22 protein-coding genes are annotated in these 19791 nt (G+C 43.1%); 9 read left to right on the plus strand and 13 right to left on the minus strand.

Annotated elements, in window-relative coordinates:
* The first annotated feature begins 473 nt into the window (after positions 1-473).
* The gene (locus IM496_RS07610; protein ID WP_159296548.1) at positions 474-674 is read left to right on the plus strand and encodes a hypothetical protein; all 201 of its coding nucleotides are present in this window, start codon (positions 474-476) and stop codon (positions 672-674) included.
* A 17-nt stretch (positions 675-691) separates the two neighbouring features.
* Here IM496_RS07610 and IM496_RS07615 read toward each other — a convergent pair whose 3' ends face one another.
* From IM496_RS07615 to trxA, 7 genes are all read right to left on the minus strand, one after another.
* A complete protein-coding gene (locus IM496_RS07615; RefSeq protein ID WP_002800061.1) occupies positions 692-1150 on the minus strand; it encodes a cupin domain-containing protein in 459 nt (152 codons plus the stop codon).
* A gap of 48 nt (positions 1151-1198) precedes the next feature.
* Positions 1199-2041 (minus strand): dihydropteroate synthase, encoded by an 843-nt coding sequence (gene folP / locus IM496_RS07620; RefSeq protein ID WP_194017596.1) that lies wholly within the window; start codon positions 2039-2041, stop codon positions 1199-1201.
* 113 nt (positions 2042-2154) lie between these two features.
* The gene (locus tag IM496_RS07625) at positions 2155-2952 is read right to left on the minus strand and encodes a hypothetical protein (protein WP_194017594.1); all 798 of its coding nucleotides are present in this window, start codon (positions 2950-2952) and stop codon (positions 2155-2157) included.
* Between the two features lie 154 nt (positions 2953-3106).
* The gene (locus IM496_RS07630) at positions 3107-3766 is read right to left on the minus strand and encodes an ATP synthase subunit B family protein (RefSeq protein ID WP_194017592.1); all 660 of its coding nucleotides are present in this window, start codon (positions 3764-3766) and stop codon (positions 3107-3109) included.
* A gap of 36 nt (positions 3767-3802) precedes the next feature.
* Positions 3803-4276: a pantetheine-phosphate adenylyltransferase gene (coaD, locus tag IM496_RS07635; RefSeq protein WP_104397589.1), complete on the minus strand. Its 474-nt coding sequence runs from the start codon at positions 4274-4276 to the stop codon at positions 3803-3805.
* Entirely contained in the window at positions 4273-4557 is a 285-nt protein-coding gene (locus tag IM496_RS07640) for a DUF427 domain-containing protein (protein WP_002743550.1), read from the minus strand. Before IM496_RS07640 ends, coaD begins: the two co-directional genes overlap by 4 nt.
* 33 nt (positions 4558-4590) lie before the next feature.
* The gene (gene trxA / locus IM496_RS07645) at positions 4591-4908 is read right to left on the minus strand and encodes a thioredoxin (RefSeq protein WP_002739627.1); all 318 of its coding nucleotides are present in this window, start codon (positions 4906-4908) and stop codon (positions 4591-4593) included.
* Between the two features lie 350 nt (positions 4909-5258).
* Between trxA and map the strand changes: the two genes are divergently transcribed.
* The 5 genes from map to IM496_RS07670 all read left to right on the plus strand — a co-directional run bounded on the left by map (position 5259) and on the right by IM496_RS07670 (position 10595).
* Positions 5259-6104, plus strand: a complete 846-nt coding sequence (gene map, locus IM496_RS07650) for a type I methionyl aminopeptidase (RefSeq protein ID WP_104397588.1) — start codon at positions 5259-5261, stop codon at positions 6102-6104.
* A 68-nt stretch (positions 6105-6172) separates the two neighbouring features.
* A complete protein-coding gene (locus IM496_RS07655) occupies positions 6173-6574 on the plus strand; it encodes a universal stress protein (protein ID WP_104397587.1) in 402 nt (133 codons plus the stop codon).
* 658 nt (positions 6575-7232) lie between these two features.
* Positions 7233-7457, plus strand: a complete 225-nt coding sequence (locus tag IM496_RS07660) for a DUF2811 domain-containing protein (protein ID WP_002739844.1) — start codon at positions 7233-7235, stop codon at positions 7455-7457.
* Between the two features lie 49 nt (positions 7458-7506).
* Positions 7507-8133, plus strand: a complete 627-nt coding sequence (gene pth / locus IM496_RS07665) for an aminoacyl-tRNA hydrolase (protein ID WP_193960646.1) — start codon at positions 7507-7509, stop codon at positions 8131-8133.
* A gap of 134 nt (positions 8134-8267) precedes the next feature.
* Positions 8268-10595 carry a WD40/YVTN/BNR-like repeat-containing protein gene (locus IM496_RS07670; RefSeq protein ID WP_287661666.1) on the plus strand — a complete coding sequence of 776 codons (2328 nt, stop codon included), beginning with the start codon at positions 8268-8270 and terminating at the stop codon, positions 10593-10595.
* 120 nt (positions 10596-10715) lie between these two features.
* Here the strand turns inward: IM496_RS07670 and fumC are convergent, their stop codons facing one another.
* The gene (fumC, locus tag IM496_RS07675) at positions 10716-12119 is read right to left on the minus strand and encodes a class II fumarate hydratase (protein ID WP_194013883.1); all 1404 of its coding nucleotides are present in this window, start codon (positions 12117-12119) and stop codon (positions 10716-10718) included.
* A gap of 262 nt (positions 12120-12381) precedes the next feature.
* On the opposite strand from fumC, the gene IM496_RS07680 reads away from it, so the two are divergent.
* Positions 12382-12669: a YggT family protein gene (locus IM496_RS07680; protein ID WP_151695445.1), complete on the plus strand. Its 288-nt coding sequence runs from the start codon at positions 12382-12384 to the stop codon at positions 12667-12669.
* Positions 12670-12673: 4 nt separating this feature from the next.
* Here the strand turns inward: IM496_RS07680 and gshA are convergent, their stop codons facing one another.
* Together gshA and IM496_RS07690 are read right to left on the minus strand one after the other, a co-directional pair.
* Positions 12674-13828, minus strand: a complete 1155-nt coding sequence (gshA, locus tag IM496_RS07685; protein ID WP_287661667.1) for a glutamate--cysteine ligase — start codon at positions 13826-13828, stop codon at positions 12674-12676.
* Between the two features lie 39 nt (positions 13829-13867).
* Positions 13868-14260 carry a pre-16S rRNA-processing nuclease YqgF gene (locus IM496_RS07690; RefSeq protein ID WP_287661668.1) on the minus strand — a complete coding sequence of 131 codons (393 nt, stop codon included), beginning with the start codon at positions 14258-14260 and terminating at the stop codon, positions 13868-13870.
* 151 nt (positions 14261-14411) lie between these two features.
* On the opposite strand from IM496_RS07690, the gene IM496_RS07695 reads away from it, so the two are divergent.
* A complete protein-coding gene (locus tag IM496_RS07695; protein WP_194013887.1) occupies positions 14412-15314 on the plus strand; it encodes a DMT family transporter in 903 nt (300 codons plus the stop codon).
* 5 nt (positions 15315-15319) lie between these two features.
* On the opposite strand, the gene IM496_RS07700 is transcribed toward IM496_RS07695, so the two are convergent.
* On the minus strand, positions 15320-16570 hold the full coding sequence (locus tag IM496_RS07700; RefSeq protein WP_194013879.1) for a vWA domain-containing protein: 1251 nt from the start codon (positions 16568-16570) through the stop codon (positions 15320-15322).
* Positions 16571-16889: 319 nt separating this feature from the next.
* On the opposite strand from IM496_RS07700, the gene IM496_RS07705 reads away from it, so the two are divergent.
* The gene (locus tag IM496_RS07705; RefSeq protein ID WP_194013877.1) at positions 16890-17075 is read left to right on the plus strand and encodes a DUF4277 domain-containing protein; all 186 of its coding nucleotides are present in this window, start codon (positions 16890-16892) and stop codon (positions 17073-17075) included.
* Between the two features lie 364 nt (positions 17076-17439).
* Here IM496_RS07705 and IM496_RS07710 read toward each other — a convergent pair whose 3' ends face one another.
* Both IM496_RS07710 and trpC read right to left on the minus strand, forming a co-directional pair.
* The gene (locus IM496_RS07710; RefSeq protein ID WP_287661669.1) at positions 17440-18594 is read right to left on the minus strand and encodes a pyridoxal-phosphate-dependent aminotransferase family protein; all 1155 of its coding nucleotides are present in this window, start codon (positions 18592-18594) and stop codon (positions 17440-17442) included.
* A gap of 283 nt (positions 18595-18877) precedes the next feature.
* The gene (gene trpC / locus IM496_RS07715) at positions 18878-19768 is read right to left on the minus strand and encodes an indole-3-glycerol phosphate synthase TrpC (RefSeq protein ID WP_287661670.1); all 891 of its coding nucleotides are present in this window, start codon (positions 19766-19768) and stop codon (positions 18878-18880) included.
* Positions 19769-19791: the final 23 nt, after the last annotated feature.

Genomic DNA, 19791 nt, shown 5'->3' on the forward strand with positions numbered 1-19791 from the left:
ACAGGGAATTGAACAGGGAATAAACTTGCAAAAATTGAAAACAATTTCTCTACTGCAAGACCTCGGTTTAACCCCGCAACAAATCTCAGAACGCTTAGACTTAACTCTGGAAACAGTGCTTAACTATTTGGCACAACAGCAGCAATAATTAAACCTTTTTCAACAATCTAGAAAAATAGCAGTTGCTAAGTAGTTGGCAAATGAATAGTAGCGAATCAGTGACCTTTAACCTATCAGCGATAACTCGATGAATAACGACTTATTGACTTTCTTCTTTTGTGTTGCTCTTCTCATTCTCTATCTAGTTTTTTCAGCTTTAACCGAGATGGGAACAAAATGGCCTTGGACAAAAAAATAAGAGAAATACTTAATCGATGTGAGTAAACATAACACAGGCTAAGGGATTCGGTCATTGGAAAAATTATCGAGATTTGCTATCTAAAAAATTAACTCGATCGCTCTACTGATAAAGTATGAAACTAATCGCTGATATTTCTCCCAGTTTGGATTTATTCTTGTTGCTTTTTTTCTGGCATTGTCTCATCGGTGCCATTGCTACAGTCATCGCTATCAATAAAGGCTATCCAAGATTAAATTGGCTAATCTTCGGACTTCTGGGAGGAACCTTTACCTTTTTTATCGCTCTTTTCCTGAAAAAAAAGCCCAAAATTTAAGGAATAATATGGCTTGATCATCCTTTAATAGTTCCCATCAACACCTCTAAATCTTCTGCATCTAACTCCTCTGGGATACCATTGCGAATTAATTCCGAAAAATCCTCATTGGGAACCATAAAACATAGTGCATACAGTCTTCCGTCCCCGACATTTCTAATCTCGTGAATACCCGTGGGACGGACTAATAAACTATCCCCTGGACCGAGGGGAATCGGTTTACCATCACAGATAGCCATTCCCTCCCCTTTGAGGATAAAAAACATTTCTACGGCAAAATGATGACGATGGGTAGGGGTGCAACCGTGGGGATCGAAAATTTCCACACAGACGGTCAAGGAATCCCCCGCTACGGTAGAATCGAAGACGATCGCTAAACGATTCGTATCCCCAGCGCTAATGCGAAAAACTTGATAATCCCGGGGAGATCGAATCACGGGTAACATACAATGATCGCTGGTTAGTTGGCTATTCATCGCTAATTTCGATCGAACTGTGGATGATTCTAAGACTAGCAAAAATTTTCAACTTCGCTCGATTGCGTCCACCACTTTCCTCACATCTACGATCGCAGCCACATCATGAACCCGCAGGATATCGGCCCCCTTAGCGATCGCTATGGCACAGGCCGCTGCCGTTCCGAAAACTCGTTTTTTTGGGTCATCTTTGCCTGTAATCTCGCCGATAAAGCGTTTTCTCGACAATCCAATTAAAATAGGTAAATCTAAATCCCGAAATTGCCCTAATTCTCGCAATAACTCAAGATTTTGTCTCCCAGTTTTGGCGAAACCAATCCCCGGATCGATGATAATATTTTCCCTAGCAATACCCCACTGTAAAGCTTCCTTAACGCGATCCTGTAAAAATTCTTTAATTTCCTTGACTAAATCATCATAATGTGTTAGAGATTGCATGGTTTGCGGATTGCCCCGCAGGTGCATGAGGATGATGGGAACGGCCAATTTAGCCACCGTAGGCAATAATAGGCGATCGAAGGTTCCCCCAGAAATATCATTGATCAAATCGGCCCCGGCGGCGATACCTTGGGCTGCTACGATCGCCCTAGTGGTATCGAGAGAGATAGGAATAGAACTTTGTTGTCGAATAGCGGTGATTACGGGGATAACTCGCGATAATTCTGCTTCTAGGCTAATTTCTTGCGCTCCTGGACGGGTGGATTGACCACCGATATCGATTATATCAGCCCCGGCCTCGATCATTTTCATCGCCTGTAGCAGGGCATTTTCAACATTGTCAAATTCTCCCCCATCACTAAAACTATCGGGAGTAACGTTCAAAACACCCATGATATAGGTACGTTTTCCCCAAGCAAAAATATGTTCACGAATTACCGTTAAATTAGACATAATACTAAATCCTGATGAAAAAGTAGATGAATTATGAATTATGAAGTGGGGAGAATAAATCAAAATAATCTCCTGATAACTGATTACTGATAACTGATTACTGACGGTGATAGTTAATTTTTAAGTAGAGAAGAATCTTTTAATTCAAAATAAGCTTGTACTTCTTCTTTCCAGAGTTGATATTTTTCTTGAATTAGTTGATATTGACTAGCAAAATCGAGGTTACAATCAACGAGATTGCTATCGATATCGGATTGCACTAATTCCCGTTCGATCAGGGTTTCTCGGATAAATTTTAAACATTCTTGTCTCAAAGTTTCCGCTTGGTCAATAATTAGCTGGACTTGATTAATTGCTCGATCGTACAATGGGGTTTGTGAATGAAAAATTTCGGAAGATGCGGCCAGATTTCGCAGTCTATGTAATTGATTTTTCTTTTCTACTAAACTGGCAATTTTGGGGTTAATTTCAAAAAGCAAGGTTTTCACAAGAGGAGCCAAGCGGCGAGTGTTAGTATAATCGTAGTTATTAAAGTCTGATTTAATCAGGTGTACTTGTTGTAAATCGACGGTAATATCGTGGAATTGGATCTCGGTTTCGGTGATGGTGGGATGAATTGTTTTAACTTTCCACGTGGTAACGGAAGTCCACTGATGGCGATCATTATTAACCATTTGCTGCTCCATTTTCAGCACATCGAGGGGAATGCTATAAAGTTTTTTCTCAGGGATATAGATAACATCGCTACCGAGAATGCGATCGATTTTAGGACGACGGTATAAATAATGATACAGGAATCGATAAAAGCTTTTACTGCCTTGAAAAATCTGGACTAATAACCAAATTTTCCAGCTGAATAACCCGCTGAGAAAGCGTCCGAATAGATGGGAATTCGAGGAGGGGTTATTCATGAAATTCCGTTATCAGTTATCGGTGAGGAATCGGAGGTTTGGTTCTTTTCAGCGATCAGTAAATAGTAAAGAGTAATCAGGGATAAAGATAAAGATAAAGATAAAGATAACTAACTAATTAACTCAAAACTTACATCTGATAACTGATAACTGATTAAGGACGTTCTCCGGGTAGATTTTTTGAAGATGTTGGTTTCGATCTTACCTGTTGACGACCGTTGCGGATAACTTGTAACATTTGCCCTAATTGTCGATCAAGATCTTCTAAAACCGATTCAGCATAGTCGTCAGCGCCTTTTTGAATTTCATGACATTCAGCTTGGGTTTTTTGTCGTAACTGTTGTACTTCCTGCAAGGTGCTGTGACGCATCTGTTCGATTTCATCGAGGGTTTGTTGTTGCAAGGATTCGCATTCCTGCTGAACCCGTTGACGAATTTGGGCCGCTTGCCGTTCTGCTTGTTGAATAATACCAGACTCGTCGAGAATTTGGGCGGCTCTTTGTTGAGCGGAACGCAGGACTTGTTGAGCATATTCCTCCGCTTTAGTGATAATTTCCTGTTCTTCCTGCAAAATTGCTAAAGCTTTCTGTACTGCTGGTGGCACGGTTTCATAGATGAGATCGATCTGTTCGGAAATCTGTCCCTCATCGATCATTGTCCAACGGGTGAGGGGGATATGGAAACTATCAAAAATCATCTCTTGCAGACGCGCCAAATCCTGATAGATATCGAAATCGACGGGTGGACTGGGAACCCCACTATTAGAAGTGTTAGGTACTGCTTTTTTGGGATCATTAGGTTCTCGGCGCGCCATAGGTTCAGATCGTCCTCATTACTGTATTTTAGTATGTTAACTGTAGTATGAGTAAATATCCCTAGAAACGTTTTCTGGGACTAGATGGGTGACAGAGCCACCGAATTGAGCGATTTCTTTAACCACGCTACTACTTAAAAAACTATATTCTTTAGTGGTGGCTAAAAAAACCGTTTCGATTCCTTCCCAGAGAGTTTTATTGGTGTGTGCCATTTGCAGTTCTTTTTCAAAGTCCGAGAGAACCCGCAACCCCCGCAACAGCACCTTAGCACCTTTCAATCTGGCATATTCAACCGTTAATCCTGAAAAACTGTCTATCTCAACGTTTTTCAGGTGTTTTGTACAGTAGCTGATCTGTTCTATGCGTTTTTCGACCGTAAACAGGGGGTTTTTATGGGGATTGCAGAGAACTGCCACGATTACTCGCTCGAATAGTGGCACACTGCGTTCGATAATATCTAAATGACCGAATGTAACTGGATCGAAGCTGCCGGGGTAGATGGCGATCATTTCTCAACCTTCACACCTCGCCAAAAAGCGATATATCCTTTGATATTTTGGGCTTTTGGCTTAGGATCGGGATAATACCAAGCGGCATCTTTATTGTCCTGTCCATCTACCCTGAGAGTATAGTAACTAGCCTCTCCCTTCCAAGAACAAATTGTATGGGTGTTACTGGGTTGAAAATATTCAGCTTTGATGGTATCGGGGGGAAAATAGTAGTTCCCCTCGACAATTTCACAGTTATCGCTTTCCGCTACCACTGCACCATTCCAAATCGCCTTTGCCATGACACTAACTCCTAGTTCTGGTTCAAAATTATCTTACAACAGAGTTTGTAAATGTTGAACCAGTTGGTTAACCTGCACCACTCCCTCAATTCGATCGATCGGTTGACCATTTTTAAAGACTACTAAAGTCGGTAAAGCTTGAATACCGTACTTAGTAGCTAAATTAGGATATTTGTCTGTATCAATTTTGACAATTTGTAGGCGATTTTTGAAATACATTCCCGTTTGTTCTAGAATCGGAGCCATCATTTGACAAGGACCGCACCAAGTGGCATAGAAATCCACTAACACGGGAAGATTAGTGGTTTGCAACAGTTCCTCAAAACTGGAAAACTCTTTTTTGACTGCCATAAATTGTCACCTCGCCGGAAAAATAGCCTTTTTCCTACTATAGCTTTTCTACTGAAGGGGTGACAACGAGGTTGAAGTCTAGACTGGGTGTGGGGTGTGGGGAAAATCTCCTCGCTGTCAGCCGTCAAATTCATTAACTTACTTAAGCTTAAACCTGATTCTCTCGTCCTCATTTCGGGGAAAGTCTCAAGGTTTTTCCCTACACCTTACCCCCACACCCTGTTTCACTTTCAATCTGCTTGTCACCCCTTGAGACTTTTCTTTTTCTAGATGTTCCTTGATTTCTTCAGAGTGGTCATCGATCGCCGGGAAAATGCTAAGTTAGGTAAAGACTCGACAGCCAAATCTCCATGAACATCCTAACCAAGCTGCTTTTTCCCGAAACTAAAACCCCAGAGCAAGTAGGTTCACCGCGAGTACAGAAAAGCCGCCGGGGAATCGAAACTAAATCCGCCGCAGAAATCGTTATTATGCGACAAGCGGGTAAAATTGCCGCTACAGTCCTCAAAGAAATTGCCCAGATCGCTCAACCCGGGATGACGACGGCGGATCTGGATGCTCATGCGGAAAAACGTATCCGCGCAATGGGTGCTACTCCCAGTTTTAAAGGTTATTATGGCTTTCCTGCCTCGATTTGTGCCTCCGTCGATAACGAAGTCGTTCACGGTATCCCTAGCCCGAAAAAACGCCTCAAGGCCGGTTCTGTGTTAAAGGTAGATACGGGGGCCTACTACCAAGGTTATCATGGGGATTCCTGTATCACGATCGCGATCGGTTCCGTCTCTCCCAAAGCCGAAAAATTAATCCGTGTGGCGGAAGAAGCCTTATATAAAGGCATAAATCAGGTAAAAGTTGGCAATTATCTGCTCGATATCGCAGCAGCGATCGAAGATCACGTTCAAGCTAACGGTTTCCAAGTAGTAGAAGATTTTACCGGCCATGGAGTCGGCAGAAATCTCCACGAAGAACCCTCGGTATTTAATTTTCGCACTAATCAGTTACCCAATGTCAAACTCCGCGCCGGGATGACTCTGGCAATTGAACCAATTGTCAATGCGGGATCCAAACATACCAGAACTTTGCGCGATCGTTGGACGGTGGTGACGATGGATAATGCTCTCTCCGCTCAATTTGAGCATACCGTCTTAGTAACCGCCACAGGTTACGAAATCTTAACCGATCGCAATAACCTATAAAATTGTCTATAGATTTTTTGCTCCGGAATCTTAATTGAAAATTTATTTAGTGGCAGGATTTAGTCAAAATGTTTAAAAATATCGTTGTTGCCTTAGATTGTGGGGAATCATCCCATCGAGTCCTTCATGCTTTGAATTCCCTCTCTCTAACGGCAAATTCTTCCATCATCATCACCCATATTCTTGGTAAGGAGGGAGATGAATCGGCAGTGGATCGCCCTCACCCCTCCCGTGAGATCATTGAAGATCAATTGCGCTGCTATCAATCCCAGATTGCTACCCCTAGTGAAATCGAGGTCATCTTTGGCGATCCAGCGGAGGAAATTATTCGTTTAGCTAATATCTATCATGCTGATCTGATCGTGATCGGCAGCCGGGGATTAACGGGAGTTCAACGGGTGATCGAAGATTCTGTTAGTAGTCTCGTGGTGGCAGAAGCTACCTGTTCCGTATTGGTGGTGAAAGCATAGCAGCCAGCATTCAACTAGAAAAGGTACTCTGGCAAGAGTGCCTAAGTAGGGTTGGCTGAATAAATCTAAAAACCTTGTTAGATAAGGCTTTTAGACTTTTTTGACCTCAAAAAGTGCTGACCATTGGAGTGATCGGGGGTAAAATTCCTGGACTTTTTCCCTGAAAATTAGGTAACTGACTACCTCAAAATCGGTAAAACCCCACACCCTACACCCCACACCCCACACCCTGCACCCACGAAAAACTTTTTGCCGCAAACCCTAAGTAGTCTTGAGCAGCACTGCTGACTAAAATTTGCAAATCTTATTTTTCCCCGATGTTTTCCCCCATACATTCCCCAGTATTTCCCCACTCAATCCCCAGTTTTCCACAGTTTACCCAGACTTTTCCACAGGCAACAGCGGTATAATCGGCACTTGCTTCCAGAAAAAATTAATCTTGACTGTCAAAATCTCCATGGATAGATACTGAGTTACTGTTAAGTTAAGTAAATAAAATCTAGCTCTAACCCTTATTCCCTCGTAAATATTAAGTTTTTCTAAACCATTCCTTTACATCTGGTAATATTGCAACTCCCCCCAACTTGGCTCACAATAGTCCTTACTGTCCACTACAGGAGTCAGGGATTTCCCCACTTCAGATTTAGAGGTAAACGATATGAATACATCAGTCAGTATCTTGGCAGAAATCCCCGAAATTCTCCACCAATCCCTACAACAATACCTAGAAACTCACCCCGGTTGGGATCAAGATGGTGTGTTTACGGCGGCTCTATCATTTTTTCTGCTTAATTGTCAATCCCCCGAAAGGATGAATTTTGAGGAACAAAATAGCTGTGCCAAGGTTTATCTAGAAACTTTGTTCCAGCGCTCGGAGTGCTAATTCGGTGATAATAAGAGTCGGGTCCTGGTTAAAAACCCGATTTTCCCCTATGAATTCCGATAAAACCCCTAATTTAATTATTCCTCAGCTGATTATCGGTTTGGGTAATCCTGAACCCAAATATGATCGCACCCGTCATAATATCGGTTTTGAAGCTGTGGACTCATTAGCGCGGGATTGGGGGCTATCTTGGCAGGAAAATAAGCGATTTCAAGGTTTTATCGCCGAGGGTGACGGTCCCCTCCCCGGCAAAATTCGTCTTTTGAAACCCCAAACCTATATGAATCGCTCCGGGCAATCGGTGCGAGCGGTGCTGGACTGGTATAAACTAGCTCCAGAGTCGATTTTAGTTATTTACGATGATATGGATCTGCCCCTAGGCCGGTTGAGAATCCGTCTATCGGGATCGGCGGGCGGACACAACGGTATTAAATCGATGATTGCCCACGTTGGCACGGAAAACTTCGCTCGTTTACGCATAGGAATCGGTAAATCAACCGAAAAAGCGACTATTTCCCATGTTTTAGGCCGATTCACTCCCCAAGAAAACCAAGTGATCTTGAAAGTGTTAGACTTGTCCAGAAAAGCGATCGAACTTGGTCTCAAACAAGGGTTACAAAAGGCAATGAGTCTCTACAATAATCAAAGTGTAGAGATTGGTTCTAATCTATGCTGATAGCAAATAAGCCTGATTTTAGTAATGGTTATAATCGCCATTTTCGTCTATACTCTTACAGAACCCTTGGTTAAATCCCGATCACCCTTTGCTAGATTAGGTCAATTTTTATCCTTGATATTAGCAGTTTAAGTATGATTAATCGCCAAAGTTTGCTGAGATTCGCCCACAAGTTTAATCTCATTTTATTGATAATCGCTACAGTTTTTTGTCTTTGGAGTAATCCTGCTTTTGCCCATCGTCCCCATGATGTGATTAGTCAAGTGGAAGTTTCTCCCGATTTCCAGACAGATAATACAGTATATATCTTAGTGCGAAATAACTTTTATAAATCTAGCGATGGAGGCAGCAACTGGAAAAGATTAATTCAAGGTTTAGATTATAGGGGGGAATTAAGTTCCTTATCCCTATCTCCCCTCAATAAAAATATTCTCTATCTAGCTTCAAGATCCGATGGTATTTATAAAAGTGAAGATGCGGGGGAATCTTGGCAGAAAGTTAATCAGGGTTTGGCAACTAACTTTATTAACTTTGTCCAAATTGCCCCTTCCGATCCCAATATAGCAGCAGCAGTGGGATTAGAAAAAGGGGTTTATTTAACCGAAGATGGTGGTAAAAATTGGTCAAATATTTTCCCAACCACGGCACTTATAACCTCTCTAGCTATTACTCCCAACAATCCTGATCGAATTTTTTTCGGGGATGAACAGGGTAAATTATACAGTTCCTCCGATGGGGGGAAAACTTGGCAGAATCTCCCCTTACCTGCTAATGTGGGGGCAGTAGATACCATTGCTTTTTCCTCTAATTTAGACAGGGATAAAACCTTTTTTGTCGGCACAAAAGAAGCGGGGATTTTTAAAACCGTTGATGATGGTAAAACATTCCAAGCCGTCAACGAAGGAATTAAAGATAAAATCATTGAAGACATCGTTATTTCTCCCGACTATGCCCAAAATTTAACCGTTTATGCCATTACTTGGCATGACGGAATGTATGTTTCTCAGGATGGGGGCAAAAGTTGGACGAAAATGAGCGAGTGTTTAACCAAAGACAAACAAGCTGATGATTATAAAGTTCCCCACTTTATGGATTTAAAAATAGCTCAAGATACGATGTTTTTGGGGGGATTTAATGGCTTATTTAAAATTACGGATAGCGGCAAAAAATGGCAGGAAATAGAAACTTTAGCCCGGGCAACAGTTATCGCTATGGCGGTTTCTCCTAATTATGCCCAGGATGGTACTGTCGTCATTGCTAATTATGTAGGCAATATCTTCATCAGTCGCGATCAAGGGAAAACTTGGACACCAATTAATCGCGGTTTAGAGGTTTATCGACTTGGTAAAGATCCCGAAGAATCAGGACAGGATCCCCGGCGTTTCTTTGACATTGCCTTTTCTCCTAACTATGGAGAAGATAGCACTATTTTTGCTGGGTTTTTACGCAATAGATTTGCCAAATCCGATAACGGTGGTGATTTCTGGAAAATTATCGAAATTGACAAAAAAGTCCGCGGTCCTAGAATAGTTATTTCCCCAGATTTTGCCAAGGATAAAACTCTTTTTCTCACCAATCAGCAGGGTAGAATATTTCGTTCTACCGATGGAGGAAATACGGTTAAAAATATCAGTGAAGTGGGCAGAATTTCCGGTAATTATGCCCCTGCCATGGTAGCTTCCCCTGATTTTGTTAAGGATAAAACTTTGTTTGTCACGGGAAAAGAGGGTATTTATCAAAGTGTTGATGGTGGACTAACTTGGAAAAATGTCAGCCAAGGAACCCCCCTATCAAAAACCATTAATGTGCAGTTGGCAATGTCTCCCAATTATCCTGGCGATGGAACTATTTTTGCTGGGACAATTTCTGGTTTGTTTGTCACCAAAGATGGGGCTAAAAGTTGGACAAAATTAGAAAAACCGGGGTTTAATCCGCAAGCATCAGTAGAAACCATTGCTATCTCTCCTGATTATGCTAATGATCGCACAGTAATAGTTAGTTTACAGGGAGATGGTTTGTTTAAATCTACCGATGGCGGGGACACTTTTAAATCAATTGGTGATCCTAAAATACCCCTAGTGAAAATTCATAGTATCCCTTCCTCTGGTATCTCCGTTCAGTTTTCTCCTAATTATGCTCAAGATAAAACTTTATTCGGTTTTGGTGGCGCTAAAACTACAGTTTTTCGTTCCACTGATGGGGGAGAAACTTGGACAAGTGTAACTATTCCTCCTCATGCGGAAGAAAATACACCCCGCTATAAAATCGGTGAGTTTTTCTCTGGTCCCCTTGGCACAATCCTGCGCGTGGTTATCCCGATTCTCCTAGCAATCGCCGCTTATTTTCTGGTGGGTTTCTTGAAACTGGAGAAAGTTATTAATCTTCCTAAATCCTTCTTCCGCATGGCAGGGGCATTTATGGTTTTTCTGTTTGTTTTCTTCGTTATCATTACCCAAGTTTAGGAGAAATTTTGACCGGCGGGGCTTGACAAATACCGCCGCTTGCCATATACTTATATATAGAATGGGGATCCGTGCCTGCCTGCGACCTCTGATTTTTGCGGTAGTCAACCCCTCAGAGAATTAACCATCGGCAACGTAGGGATTAACCATCTTAGCGGGGTCAACAATGCGATCAAAATCCGCTTCCTCGATGTATCCCAGTTGCAAGGCTGCCACTTTCAGGGTTAAGTCCTTTTCTAGGGCATAATGAGCGACGTAGGCAGCCTTTTGGTAGCCAATCACGGGACTTAAAGCAGTCACCAGCATCAAGGATTGATTTAAAAAAGTCTCAATTTGTTTTTGATTAGCAGTCATCCCCTTAACCAAAAACTGACAGAAATTGCCGCAACCATCAGTGAGCAGCCGGATAGACTGCATAAGATTATGAATCAACAGCGGTTTATAGACATTCATTTCCAGATGTCCTCCGGCGCCTCCCATCGTCACCGCTAAATCATTAGCCATCACCTGCACTGCTATCATCGATAAAGCTTCGCATTGGGTGGGATTAACTTTCCCCGGCATAATTGAAGAACCCGGTTCATTTTCCGGCAGCTGTAATTCTCCTAATCCACAACGGGGACCACAGCTAAGTAAACGGATATCATTAGCAATTTTATACAGGGAACTAGCGATAGTTTTCAGTCCCCCGCTCAAGAAAACTAGAGCATCGTGGGAACCTTGCACGGTAAACTTATTAGGAGCGGTAATAAAGGGTAATTTGGTCAGATTAGCGATTTCGGCCGCCACATCTCGATCAAAATCTGGGGGAGCATTAATTCCCGTACCGACTGCTGTTCCTCCCAAGGATAAACGATAGACTTTTTCTAGACATTTTTCTAGCCAATCGCTGCCATCATCCAATAAACCCACATAACCGGAGAATTCTTGTCCGAGGGTTAAAGGGGTGGCATCCTGTAGGTGAGTGCGACCAATTTTAACTATATTTGCCCATAATTGCGCCTTTTCATCGAGACTATTCCGTAATAGTTGCAGACTGGGAATTAATTTTTCCTTGACTGCCAAGGCAACGGCAATATACATGGCCGAGGGAAAGGAATCATTCGTCGATTGGGACATATTAACATGATCGTTGGGATCCACGGGAGTTTTGCTCCCCAGAGGATTCCCCGTCAGTTGACTACAACGATTGGAGATGACTTCGTTGATGTTCATGTTAAACTGAGTGCCACTTCCCGTCATCCAAACGTAGAGGGGAAAGTTATCTGCGTGTTGTCCGGCTAAAATTTCATCGCAGACTTGACAGATAAGATTTTTTCTCTCCTGACTGAGACGATTTTTTTGCTGATTGACAATTGCACAGGCTTTTTTGAGAATGGCATAGGACCCGATCATCTCCCGGGGCATGAGATTATCACCGATACTAAAGTATTGTAGGGATCTTTGGGTCTGCGCTCCCCAAAGTTTATCGGCAGGTACGGGAATTTCCCCCATGCTGTCTTTCTCGATGCGAAATTCTGTCATCTTTAAGTTACTTCTGAGGTCAGCAAAAGATGGTGGTTATCTGGACTGAAAAGAGAGGGTTACAGGGCGACACGGATTCCCACTATAAGAAGAGTGTAAGTCAAGTCTGGCTGATTTGTCAAGCCCTATGGGGACTTTTTCTTGGCGGCATTTTTACCCGGGAGGTTGACAAGAATAACTGGCAGGGTGCTGGAGTGATTATGAGACAAAAACTGTTATATTTTAGGGAAGATAATCGGTAAAAAAGACGGGATTGGAGACTATGGACACAGCGATCGCATTAAGTTGGACATTGGGAATTATCTTAGGGTTGATGACCCTTTTGTTTATCTTAAGGATCGTGCTGACTTGGAATCCACAGGCAGATTTAAATAGCTTTCCCTTTAATATTATTGCCTGGCCCACAGAACCTTTTTTAATCCCCGTGCGTAAACTCATACCACCCTTGGGAGGAGTTGACATTTCTCCAATTATCTGGGTGGGAATTTGTACGCTGCTGCGGGAAATTCTTCTCGGTCAACAGGGTTTAATTACCATGACCCTCAAATAATTATTTAAGCGACTAAAATATGCTGACATAATTTATGTTCTAACTCTCGTTCCTGTTTTTCTAGGGTAATAATCGCCTGTTTAATAATACTTTTAATATCCATACCCTGGTCGGATTGTTTTAACCATTGTTGTGCCGTGTTACCTTCGCGGAGGATTTTTTGTAGGGGAGAGAGGAAACAACTAAAACCCCTTTCTTTAGCGACGGGATAAACTTGAACATAGAGATCTTTAATCCAATCCCTAGCCAAGATTTCCCGTCCATCGTACCAATGTCTCAGGGTGGCATCAAGACTAAAACGTGCAGCGGCCTGTTCGTTTTCTTGGGTTAAAGTTAATAAATCCTCGCTGCGATTGCTACTAGGTAATTGACTTAAAATTAAGGGGTCTAATTGGGGATCTTGTAAAAGTTGAGTTAAACGGGCCTCTAAAAAAGCCATGACTGCCAATAAACTAATAGGATCAGCAATCAGGTCACAAATTCGCAATTCTAGACGATTGAGATTATAGGGACGATTGCTCCCGTTAGGACGTACTGACACCCAGAGATGACGAACATTCTGCATCGTACCGAGTTTTAATTGTTCCTGGGTCCAAGTGACAAAATGTTTATGACTTTCAAAGAGGGGAACATAAGCGGGAGTTTGGGGGAAAACTTGCCAACGACGGGAATGGGACCGGGTGATTTTCCCATCGAGAAAGGGAGAGGAAGCGCTTAAAGCCAAGTATAAAGGAGCTTCTAGGCGAATTAAGCGACAGGCACGCATTAAATCCTCATAATCGCTAATACCGACGTTAATATGAATACTGGCCGTGACCACATTAGTGCCGTAGGTCTGTTCGATATAGTCATGATAGGGATTGTGGGGGTCACTGCGATAAAAATGTTGACTATCGCCCAAGGAGAGGGTACTGCCGGGGATTAGGGTATAATCGCCTAAACGACGCAAATATTGCCGTAGAGCGAGACGAGGTTTTAAAGTAGCGCATAAAAGACGGTCATAGTTAGTCATAGGAGCCGTAGTATATTCTACGTTACGACTATCTGGTTCCAGGACAAAACCATCTAAATCCTTGACAATGCGATCGGATAAACCGATAATTTCTCCGGCTGCTGTTCCGGTGTACATTTCCACTTCAAAACCTTTACTTAGGAGCATCGTCAATTCACCCTGCTGTGTCTAATTTGTAGTTTGACATTATTTGGACTGTAAATGACGTTCGATCAGCAGAATCGCTACTATATCATCAATGGGGCGATCGGGAAGACGCATCCCCGGGGGGATGAGTTTCTGTAATCCTTTGGGAGGGAACATTTGCCAATAGCGATCGCGAGCTTCTAGGGTACTATTGCGTTCATCTACTAGAGTAATCGGGACGGTGACACGAGCGGCAATTTTTTCGCGCCAACTTTTTGAGGTGGTTTGATTCCCCATCACCAATAATTCGATCGGATATTGTTGACAGAGACTGGCTAAACGCTCGATCGCTTGTGACGATGATATCACCTCATGGGTATAAATTTTCCCCGTCGATGACCTGACCGCGATTCCACATTTATCCTTACCCGGATCAAAACCGAGAATACACATAGTTTTTATCTTCTGCAGCAGTGGTCGGTTTTATTAAATCACTAAATCAGCGACTGTTTTGATTGTCAAGGGTGTGGGGTGTGGGAAGTGGGGATAATAAATAAAAATAGTCTCGGAGTCTTCTTAATACTGTCTCCTGACAAATATGATAATGCTCAACGGATTTAGTCTCGGTGAAAATTTAACGGGAGAGATAGCGGCTTTGAGTGCGGCGGCGCTTTGGGCGGTTTCTGCGGCGATTTATAGCCTATTAGGCCAGAAAATCCCGCCTTTATTGCTTAATTTTCTGAAAGGAGTAGTCGCGATCGCTTTAATTGCCCTGACGCTGCCCCTTTCCGGACAATGGCGCGGTATTAATCAACAAAGTTCGGTATTTATACTCTTGACAAGTGGCGCAATTGGTATAGGAATCGGTGACACGGCATATTTTACCGCCCTTAATTATTTGGGACCGCGAAAAACCCTCCTGTTAGAAACCCTTTCGCCTCCCTTGGGGGCGATTCTAGCGGCGACTTTTTTGGGGGAATCCCTGAAAATATCGGCTTATATTGGCATTATTTTGACCATCTTCGGGGTTGCTTGGGTTATTTCCGAAAAAACTCCCGAAATCAATAGTCAACGCCCCTGGCGGCAGGGAATTCTCTGGGCTTTAATTGCGGCGATTTCCCAAGCGGTGGGGGCGGTTTTATCTCGTCAGGCACTGGTGGAGTCGGGAATGTCTTCTTTGCAGAGTACCCTTTTTCGTCTGTTAGCGGGGACGGGAATAGTGTTAATTCTGATGTTTTTTCGCCGTCAGGAATCATCACCACCAATTAACTGGTCATTGCGTCTGATTGCTATTATTATTGTCACCGCTTTTGGCAGTACGTTTTTAGGGATATGGTTACAGCAAACTGCTTTAAAATTCTCTCCTGTGGGTATTGCCCAAACTCTCACCGCTACCAGTCCTTTATTTGTCTTACCGATCGCTGCCATGATGGGGGATCGGATTAACTTGCGGGCGATTTTCGGGGTGATGATTGCCTTGCTAGGAATCGGGATTTTGTTTCAATAAGTAGTTTATTCATCGGTTTGTAGTCTTGTTTTAGCAATAATACGGGTTTTCTTTAAATCGCCCTCGCTCAATTCTTCTCCCACCTGTAAACGGGTGGCATTAGTTTGGAGGACAGTGGCGGCGTTTTTTTCTCCCAATTGTAGAGCGGTTTTGGCTGCGGTTTGTAGCATGGTGGCGGCGGCTGCTCGATCGCCCTGTTTTAATTTTTCTTCGGCGATTTGGGTTTGACGATATTTGGCTAAAGTGAGAATTGATTTCTGAACTTGCTCGTCTAATTGGGATTGATAGAGAGCTTGGGAGGTGATATCAAGGCTAAAAGTCGCAGTTTCTAGCTCTTTTTGACCAGAAGCGGGATCATCGTAGCGAATCTTCACTTTAGCTATGGTGTGAGTACCGGGGGGAATTTGGTCAATATAGAGATTGAGGAGGAGAATTTTTTCTTCATCTATCATTAAATCACCCAAACGGGTGATGTAAAAATTGCCCTCTTTTTGTAGGCTCATTTCTATAGTTTCTGGGGCAACTTGGGCAATGGGTTTTAACTCCGCTAAATGAGTCCGAGAATCTAATTCCAATTGTAGGAAAGCGTTAGTTAACCGCACAGATTGCAGACGGTTAAATAGACGAGTAAATTCAATTAAAGCCTGTTCGGGTCTTTCGATATAGGATAAACTTCCGCCAGCGATATCGGCAATTTTTTCTAGGATATCTTGATTCCAATGATCGCCAAAACCGAAGGTATTTAAGGTGATACCGTACTCAGCTGCTACTGCGGCTAATTTTAAACAGCGTTGATTATCTCCGTGTTCATTTTCACCATCGGTAAGCAGAAAAATATGAGATACATAACCTTTGCTGCCGCTGGAACTTTCTTGAATGCCTAATTTTATCCCTTCATCAATCGCCGTGCCTCCTCCCGCTTGTAATCGTTGAATTTTTGAGCGAATTAAGGTCAGATCATCCTGTCGCGATTGGGAGGGAAGAATAACTTTAGCGCGATGATCGAAAGCTATCACCGAGAGACGATCATTAACCCCGAGGGATTCTATTAAACTTAAAGCCGCTTTTTTGACCGTTTCCAGGGGTTTTCCCTGCATAGAACCGCTATGATCGAGAACTAAACAAAGATTAATCGGTAAATTTGTGTTAATCTGTTCACTGGTGGCGGCGATCGATAGCATCAATTGACGTTGACTGCTGCTTTGATTAGCATCGATATTACTGTCACTCAAGGCCGATTTTAGAGTTACCCGCATAAGAGTTTTTAATCGTGGTCGTTGATATTTCTATTGTAATGATTATAGTTAAATTTGTGCTTATTTTCCCGTCTGGCATCGAGTCAGACAAGTTGTCAAACCGGGTGCATCTCATTTTTGTCAATCTACATTGATCTTAAAAATTAGGAATTGTCCCCAAAAAAGGGGCTAAATCAATCAATAAGTCCTGAACAAAAAGTGGAAACGCTACCGCGTTAGTTTCATCCCATATTCCGTACTGGTTAAGAGGAGATAAAAAATAAACTCAGAAATAGCGACGGAATAGCTACAATCAAATCAACCAGTCACTCACCTGACAATGACTCAACTAACTGTTAAAAATCTCGACCATTTAGGCATGATCGCCGCTATCATTGGTGAGCTAGGCATTGTGGACTATATAAATCAACAACTTGGAGAAAAAGACACCACTAAGATCAGTGCAGGTCTAGTGATTAAGGCAATGATTCTCAACGGCTTAGGATTGATCAACTCTCCCCTATAGGCTAAGACGCATTTCAGTCATCGGGGTAAACCTCGTCTCCAAGAACAGCCGACTCGTCGTAGTTATCAGGTCCAAGCCACTTTCGGTCTCAATTCGTCGAAAGTGCCAACAGCGCAACAGACAGCGGGACGTTTGGTGTTAGCGACCAACCAGTTATACTAAATCCGTTGAGTATAGGCTACATATCAGGACAGGCAAGAGGCAAGAGGCAAAAGGCAAAAGAGGGAATAAATAATCAGTTTTTAATAACCAGATTTGGTATGACTATTACTTTGGCTGGATTATGGCAAACCCTAGATATACAGGATATATTTTCTGGAAAAAATCCCCCTCTTTGGGGAGAAGGGGAAAAGCCAACCTAAGATTAACCCTGCACCATCACAGCGGCAGCCGCAGCTACACCGGCGCCGGGGGTGACACCTTCGACACCTAACTCGATTAAAGTCGCTTCAATGGCAGCGATAACCGTGAGGATATCCCTCTCACTGGCAAAACCTAAATGACCGATACGGAAGATTTTACCCTTGAGGTGATCCTGACCACCAGCCACAGCGATGTCGAACTTTTTATTGAGAGTCGAACGAATTTTTTCCGCATCCACCAGAGTGGGGGCCACCGCAGTAATCGCCGTGGAAGCCCAGGAATCCGCCGCGTAGAGGGGCAAATCCAGGGCGCGCATACCCGCCCGCGTCATCTGCGTTAAGCGTTGGTGACGGGCGAAAATTGCCGCTAATCCCTCCCTTCTCATCATTTGCAGAGAAGCTTGTAAACCGTACATCAGGTTAACTGGGGGGGTAAAGGGGGAACTATCCTCATCGGTGGCTTTTTTGTATTTGCCTAAATCTAGATAAAAACGGGGCAGTTTGGCGGTTTCGTAGGCTTTCCAAGCTTTTTTGCTTACGGAAACAAAACCTAAACCGGGAGGAATCATATAACCTTTCTGGGAACCAGAACCGACCACATCTAAACCCCATTCGTCGATGGGAATATGATAAGCTCCTAAACTGGTGACAGCATCGACGATAATTAAAGCTTCCCCGTGGTCTTTTACCGCTTTGTTAATGCTTTCCAAGTCATTGAGAACCCCGGTGGAAGTTTCTGAATGGGTGATAATTACCGCTTTGATGGCTTTTTCCTTGTCTTCGGTCAGTTTAGCGGTAAATGCTTCTGGATCTAGGGGTTTACCCCATTCTGCCTTAATGACATCCACATTTAAGCCGTAGGCTTTCGCCACTTTCCCCCAACGTTCCCCAAATTTACCATTATCCCCCACCAAAACTCGATCGCCGGGGCTGAGAAAATTAATAATTCCCGCTTCCATGACACCGGTTCCCGAAGCGGTTAACATTAAAACATCGCCACTGGTTTGATGCAACCATTTGAGATTTTCGGTTAATTCGGCGATTACCTTGCTAAAAGCACCCGTCCGATGACCTATCGGTGCTTTAGCCATAGCCAATAATACCGCTTCCGGCACTGGTGTGGGGCCGGGAATCATCAACATATTTTTATTTTCCATGGTTCGTCCTCTCTCGTTGGGCCATATTTAACAAAGATAAAAAACCAAATCTCGATCGCATCAATTCTGAGGGGTTGATTTAAGATTTGGCAAACTCTGATTATATCCCGGCAGATAGCCTTGTCAGTTATCAGTGATCAGTAGTCGGGAATCAGGATTCAGGAGATAGGGTGATAGGGAATTGGGGTGATAGGGTGATGAGACAGCTTCCCCATCTCCCCAATTCCCCACTTCATAATTCATAATTTATAATTCATAATTCCCTCTCCCCACTTCCTAACTCCTATTCCCGATTTTCAAAGATTTTTTGGATACCGAGGGCAGGATCAGGCAGTTTTACCAAAGATTCGCCGATTAGAACCGCATTTGCTCCCGCTTGCTTCACTTTCGCCAGATCTGTTGCTGTGTGTAATCCCGATTCGCTGACGATCAGAATACCTTTTTCTCGCACCTTTTCGCCCCTGGCTTCTAGTAATTGGCGAGTATTGTCTAAATCGACTGTAAATGTCTCTAAATTGCGGTTATTAATGCCGATTAGTTCGATTCCCTCAATGGCTAACACTCGATCGAATTCGGCCAGACTATGCACCTCTACCAAAGCTGTCATCCCTAAACCCTTGACAATTTTGACAAAATATGCTAGGTCTTGATCGCTTAAAATAGCGGCAATTAAAAGGACAGCATCGGCTCCTTTAGAGCGAGCGTAGTAGATTTGATAGGGATAAAGGATAAATTCTTTGCATAATAGGGGTAAAGATACCGCTTGCCGGACGAGGCTAAGATTTTCGTAACTACCTTGAAAAAACTTACTATCCGTTAAAACCGATAAACAAGTGGCTCCTCCCTGTTCATAGGTACGGGCGATCGCTACAGGATCAAAATCTTCGCGGATAACTCCCTTGCTAGGAGAAGCTTTTTTGACTTCGGCAATCAAAGCGGGTTGGGTTTTACCCTGTTTTAGGGCAGCTAAAAAGTCGCAAGGTGGCGCAGTATTAGCTATTTTTTGGCGTAATTCTAATAAAGGCAACCTTTCGCGCAATTTATCGACTTCGATCTCTTTATGCCAAACGATTTCTTCTAAAATATTTTGCGGTTGTGCCTCTGGCACTTTCACCACATAACTCAAACTCTCAACTTTAACGGCAGGATTGGGGTGTTTTCTTCGGATCTGCATTTTTTCACTGTCCAGAGTGTGAA

Source organism: Microcystis sp. M049S2, assembly GCF_020245625.1.
GTDB lineage: Bacteria > Cyanobacteriota > Cyanobacteriia > Cyanobacteriales > Microcystaceae > Microcystis > Microcystis ichthyoblabe_A.

What these genes read in the sequence shown, in the direction of transcription:
- IM496_RS07680 (WP_151695445.1), top strand. Translation starts at nt 12,382, where the DNA reads ATGGACACAGCGATCGCATTAAGTTGGACATTGGGAATTATCTTAGGG.
- IM496_RS07640 (WP_002743550.1), bottom strand. Translation starts at nt 4,557, where the DNA reads ATGGCAAAGGCGATTTGGAATGGTGCAGTGGTAGCGGAAAGCGATAAC.
- IM496_RS07660 (WP_002739844.1), top strand. Translation starts at nt 7,233, where the DNA reads ATGAATACATCAGTCAGTATCTTGGCAGAAATCCCCGAAATTCTCCAC.
- IM496_RS07710 (WP_287661669.1), bottom strand. Translation starts at nt 18,594, where the DNA reads ATGGAAAATAAAAATATGTTGATGATTCCCGGCCCCACACCAGTGCCG.
- trxA (WP_002739627.1), bottom strand. Translation starts at nt 4,908, where the DNA reads ATGGCAGTCAAAAAAGAGTTTTCCAGTTTTGAGGAACTGTTGCAAACC.
- gshA (WP_287661667.1), bottom strand. Translation starts at nt 13,828, where the DNA reads ATGCTCCTAAGTAAAGGTTTTGAAGTGGAAATGTACACCGGAACAGCA.
- folP (WP_194017596.1), bottom strand. Translation starts at nt 2,041, where the DNA reads ATGTCTAATTTAACGGTAATTCGTGAACATATTTTTGCTTGGGGAAAA.
- map (WP_104397588.1), top strand. Translation starts at nt 5,259, where the DNA reads ATGAACATCCTAACCAAGCTGCTTTTTCCCGAAACTAAAACCCCAGAG.
- IM496_RS07705 (WP_194013877.1), top strand. Translation starts at nt 16,890, where the DNA reads ATGACTCAACTAACTGTTAAAAATCTCGACCATTTAGGCATGATCGCC.
- IM496_RS07630 (WP_194017592.1), bottom strand. Translation starts at nt 3,766, where the DNA reads ATGGCGCGCCGAGAACCTAATGATCCCAAAAAAGCAGTACCTAACACT.
- IM496_RS07690 (WP_287661668.1), bottom strand. Translation starts at nt 14,260, where the DNA reads ATGTGTATTCTCGGTTTTGATCCGGGTAAGGATAAATGTGGAATCGCG.
- fumC (WP_194013883.1), bottom strand. Translation starts at nt 12,119, where the DNA reads ATGACAGAATTTCGCATCGAGAAAGACAGCATGGGGGAAATTCCCGTA.
- IM496_RS07655 (WP_104397587.1), top strand. Translation starts at nt 6,173, where the DNA reads ATGTTTAAAAATATCGTTGTTGCCTTAGATTGTGGGGAATCATCCCAT.
- IM496_RS07695 (WP_194013887.1), top strand. Translation starts at nt 14,412, where the DNA reads ATGCTCAACGGATTTAGTCTCGGTGAAAATTTAACGGGAGAGATAGCG.
- IM496_RS07615 (WP_002800061.1), bottom strand. Translation starts at nt 1,150, where the DNA reads ATGAATAGCCAACTAACCAGCGATCATTGTATGTTACCCGTGATTCGA.
- trpC (WP_287661670.1), bottom strand. Translation starts at nt 19,768, where the DNA reads ATGCAGATCCGAAGAAAACACCCCAATCCTGCCGTTAAAGTTGAGAGT.
- IM496_RS07610 (WP_159296548.1), top strand. Translation starts at nt 474, where the DNA reads ATGAAACTAATCGCTGATATTTCTCCCAGTTTGGATTTATTCTTGTTG.
- pth (WP_193960646.1), top strand. Translation starts at nt 7,507, where the DNA reads ATGAATTCCGATAAAACCCCTAATTTAATTATTCCTCAGCTGATTATC.
- IM496_RS07700 (WP_194013879.1), bottom strand. Translation starts at nt 16,570, where the DNA reads ATGCGGGTAACTCTAAAATCGGCCTTGAGTGACAGTAATATCGATGCT.
- IM496_RS07670 (WP_287661666.1), top strand. Translation starts at nt 8,268, where the DNA reads ATGATTAATCGCCAAAGTTTGCTGAGATTCGCCCACAAGTTTAATCTC.
- coaD (WP_104397589.1), bottom strand. Translation starts at nt 4,276, where the DNA reads ATGATCGCCATCTACCCCGGCAGCTTCGATCCAGTTACATTCGGTCAT.
- IM496_RS07625 (WP_194017594.1), bottom strand. Translation starts at nt 2,952, where the DNA reads ATGAATAACCCCTCCTCGAATTCCCATCTATTCGGACGCTTTCTCAGC.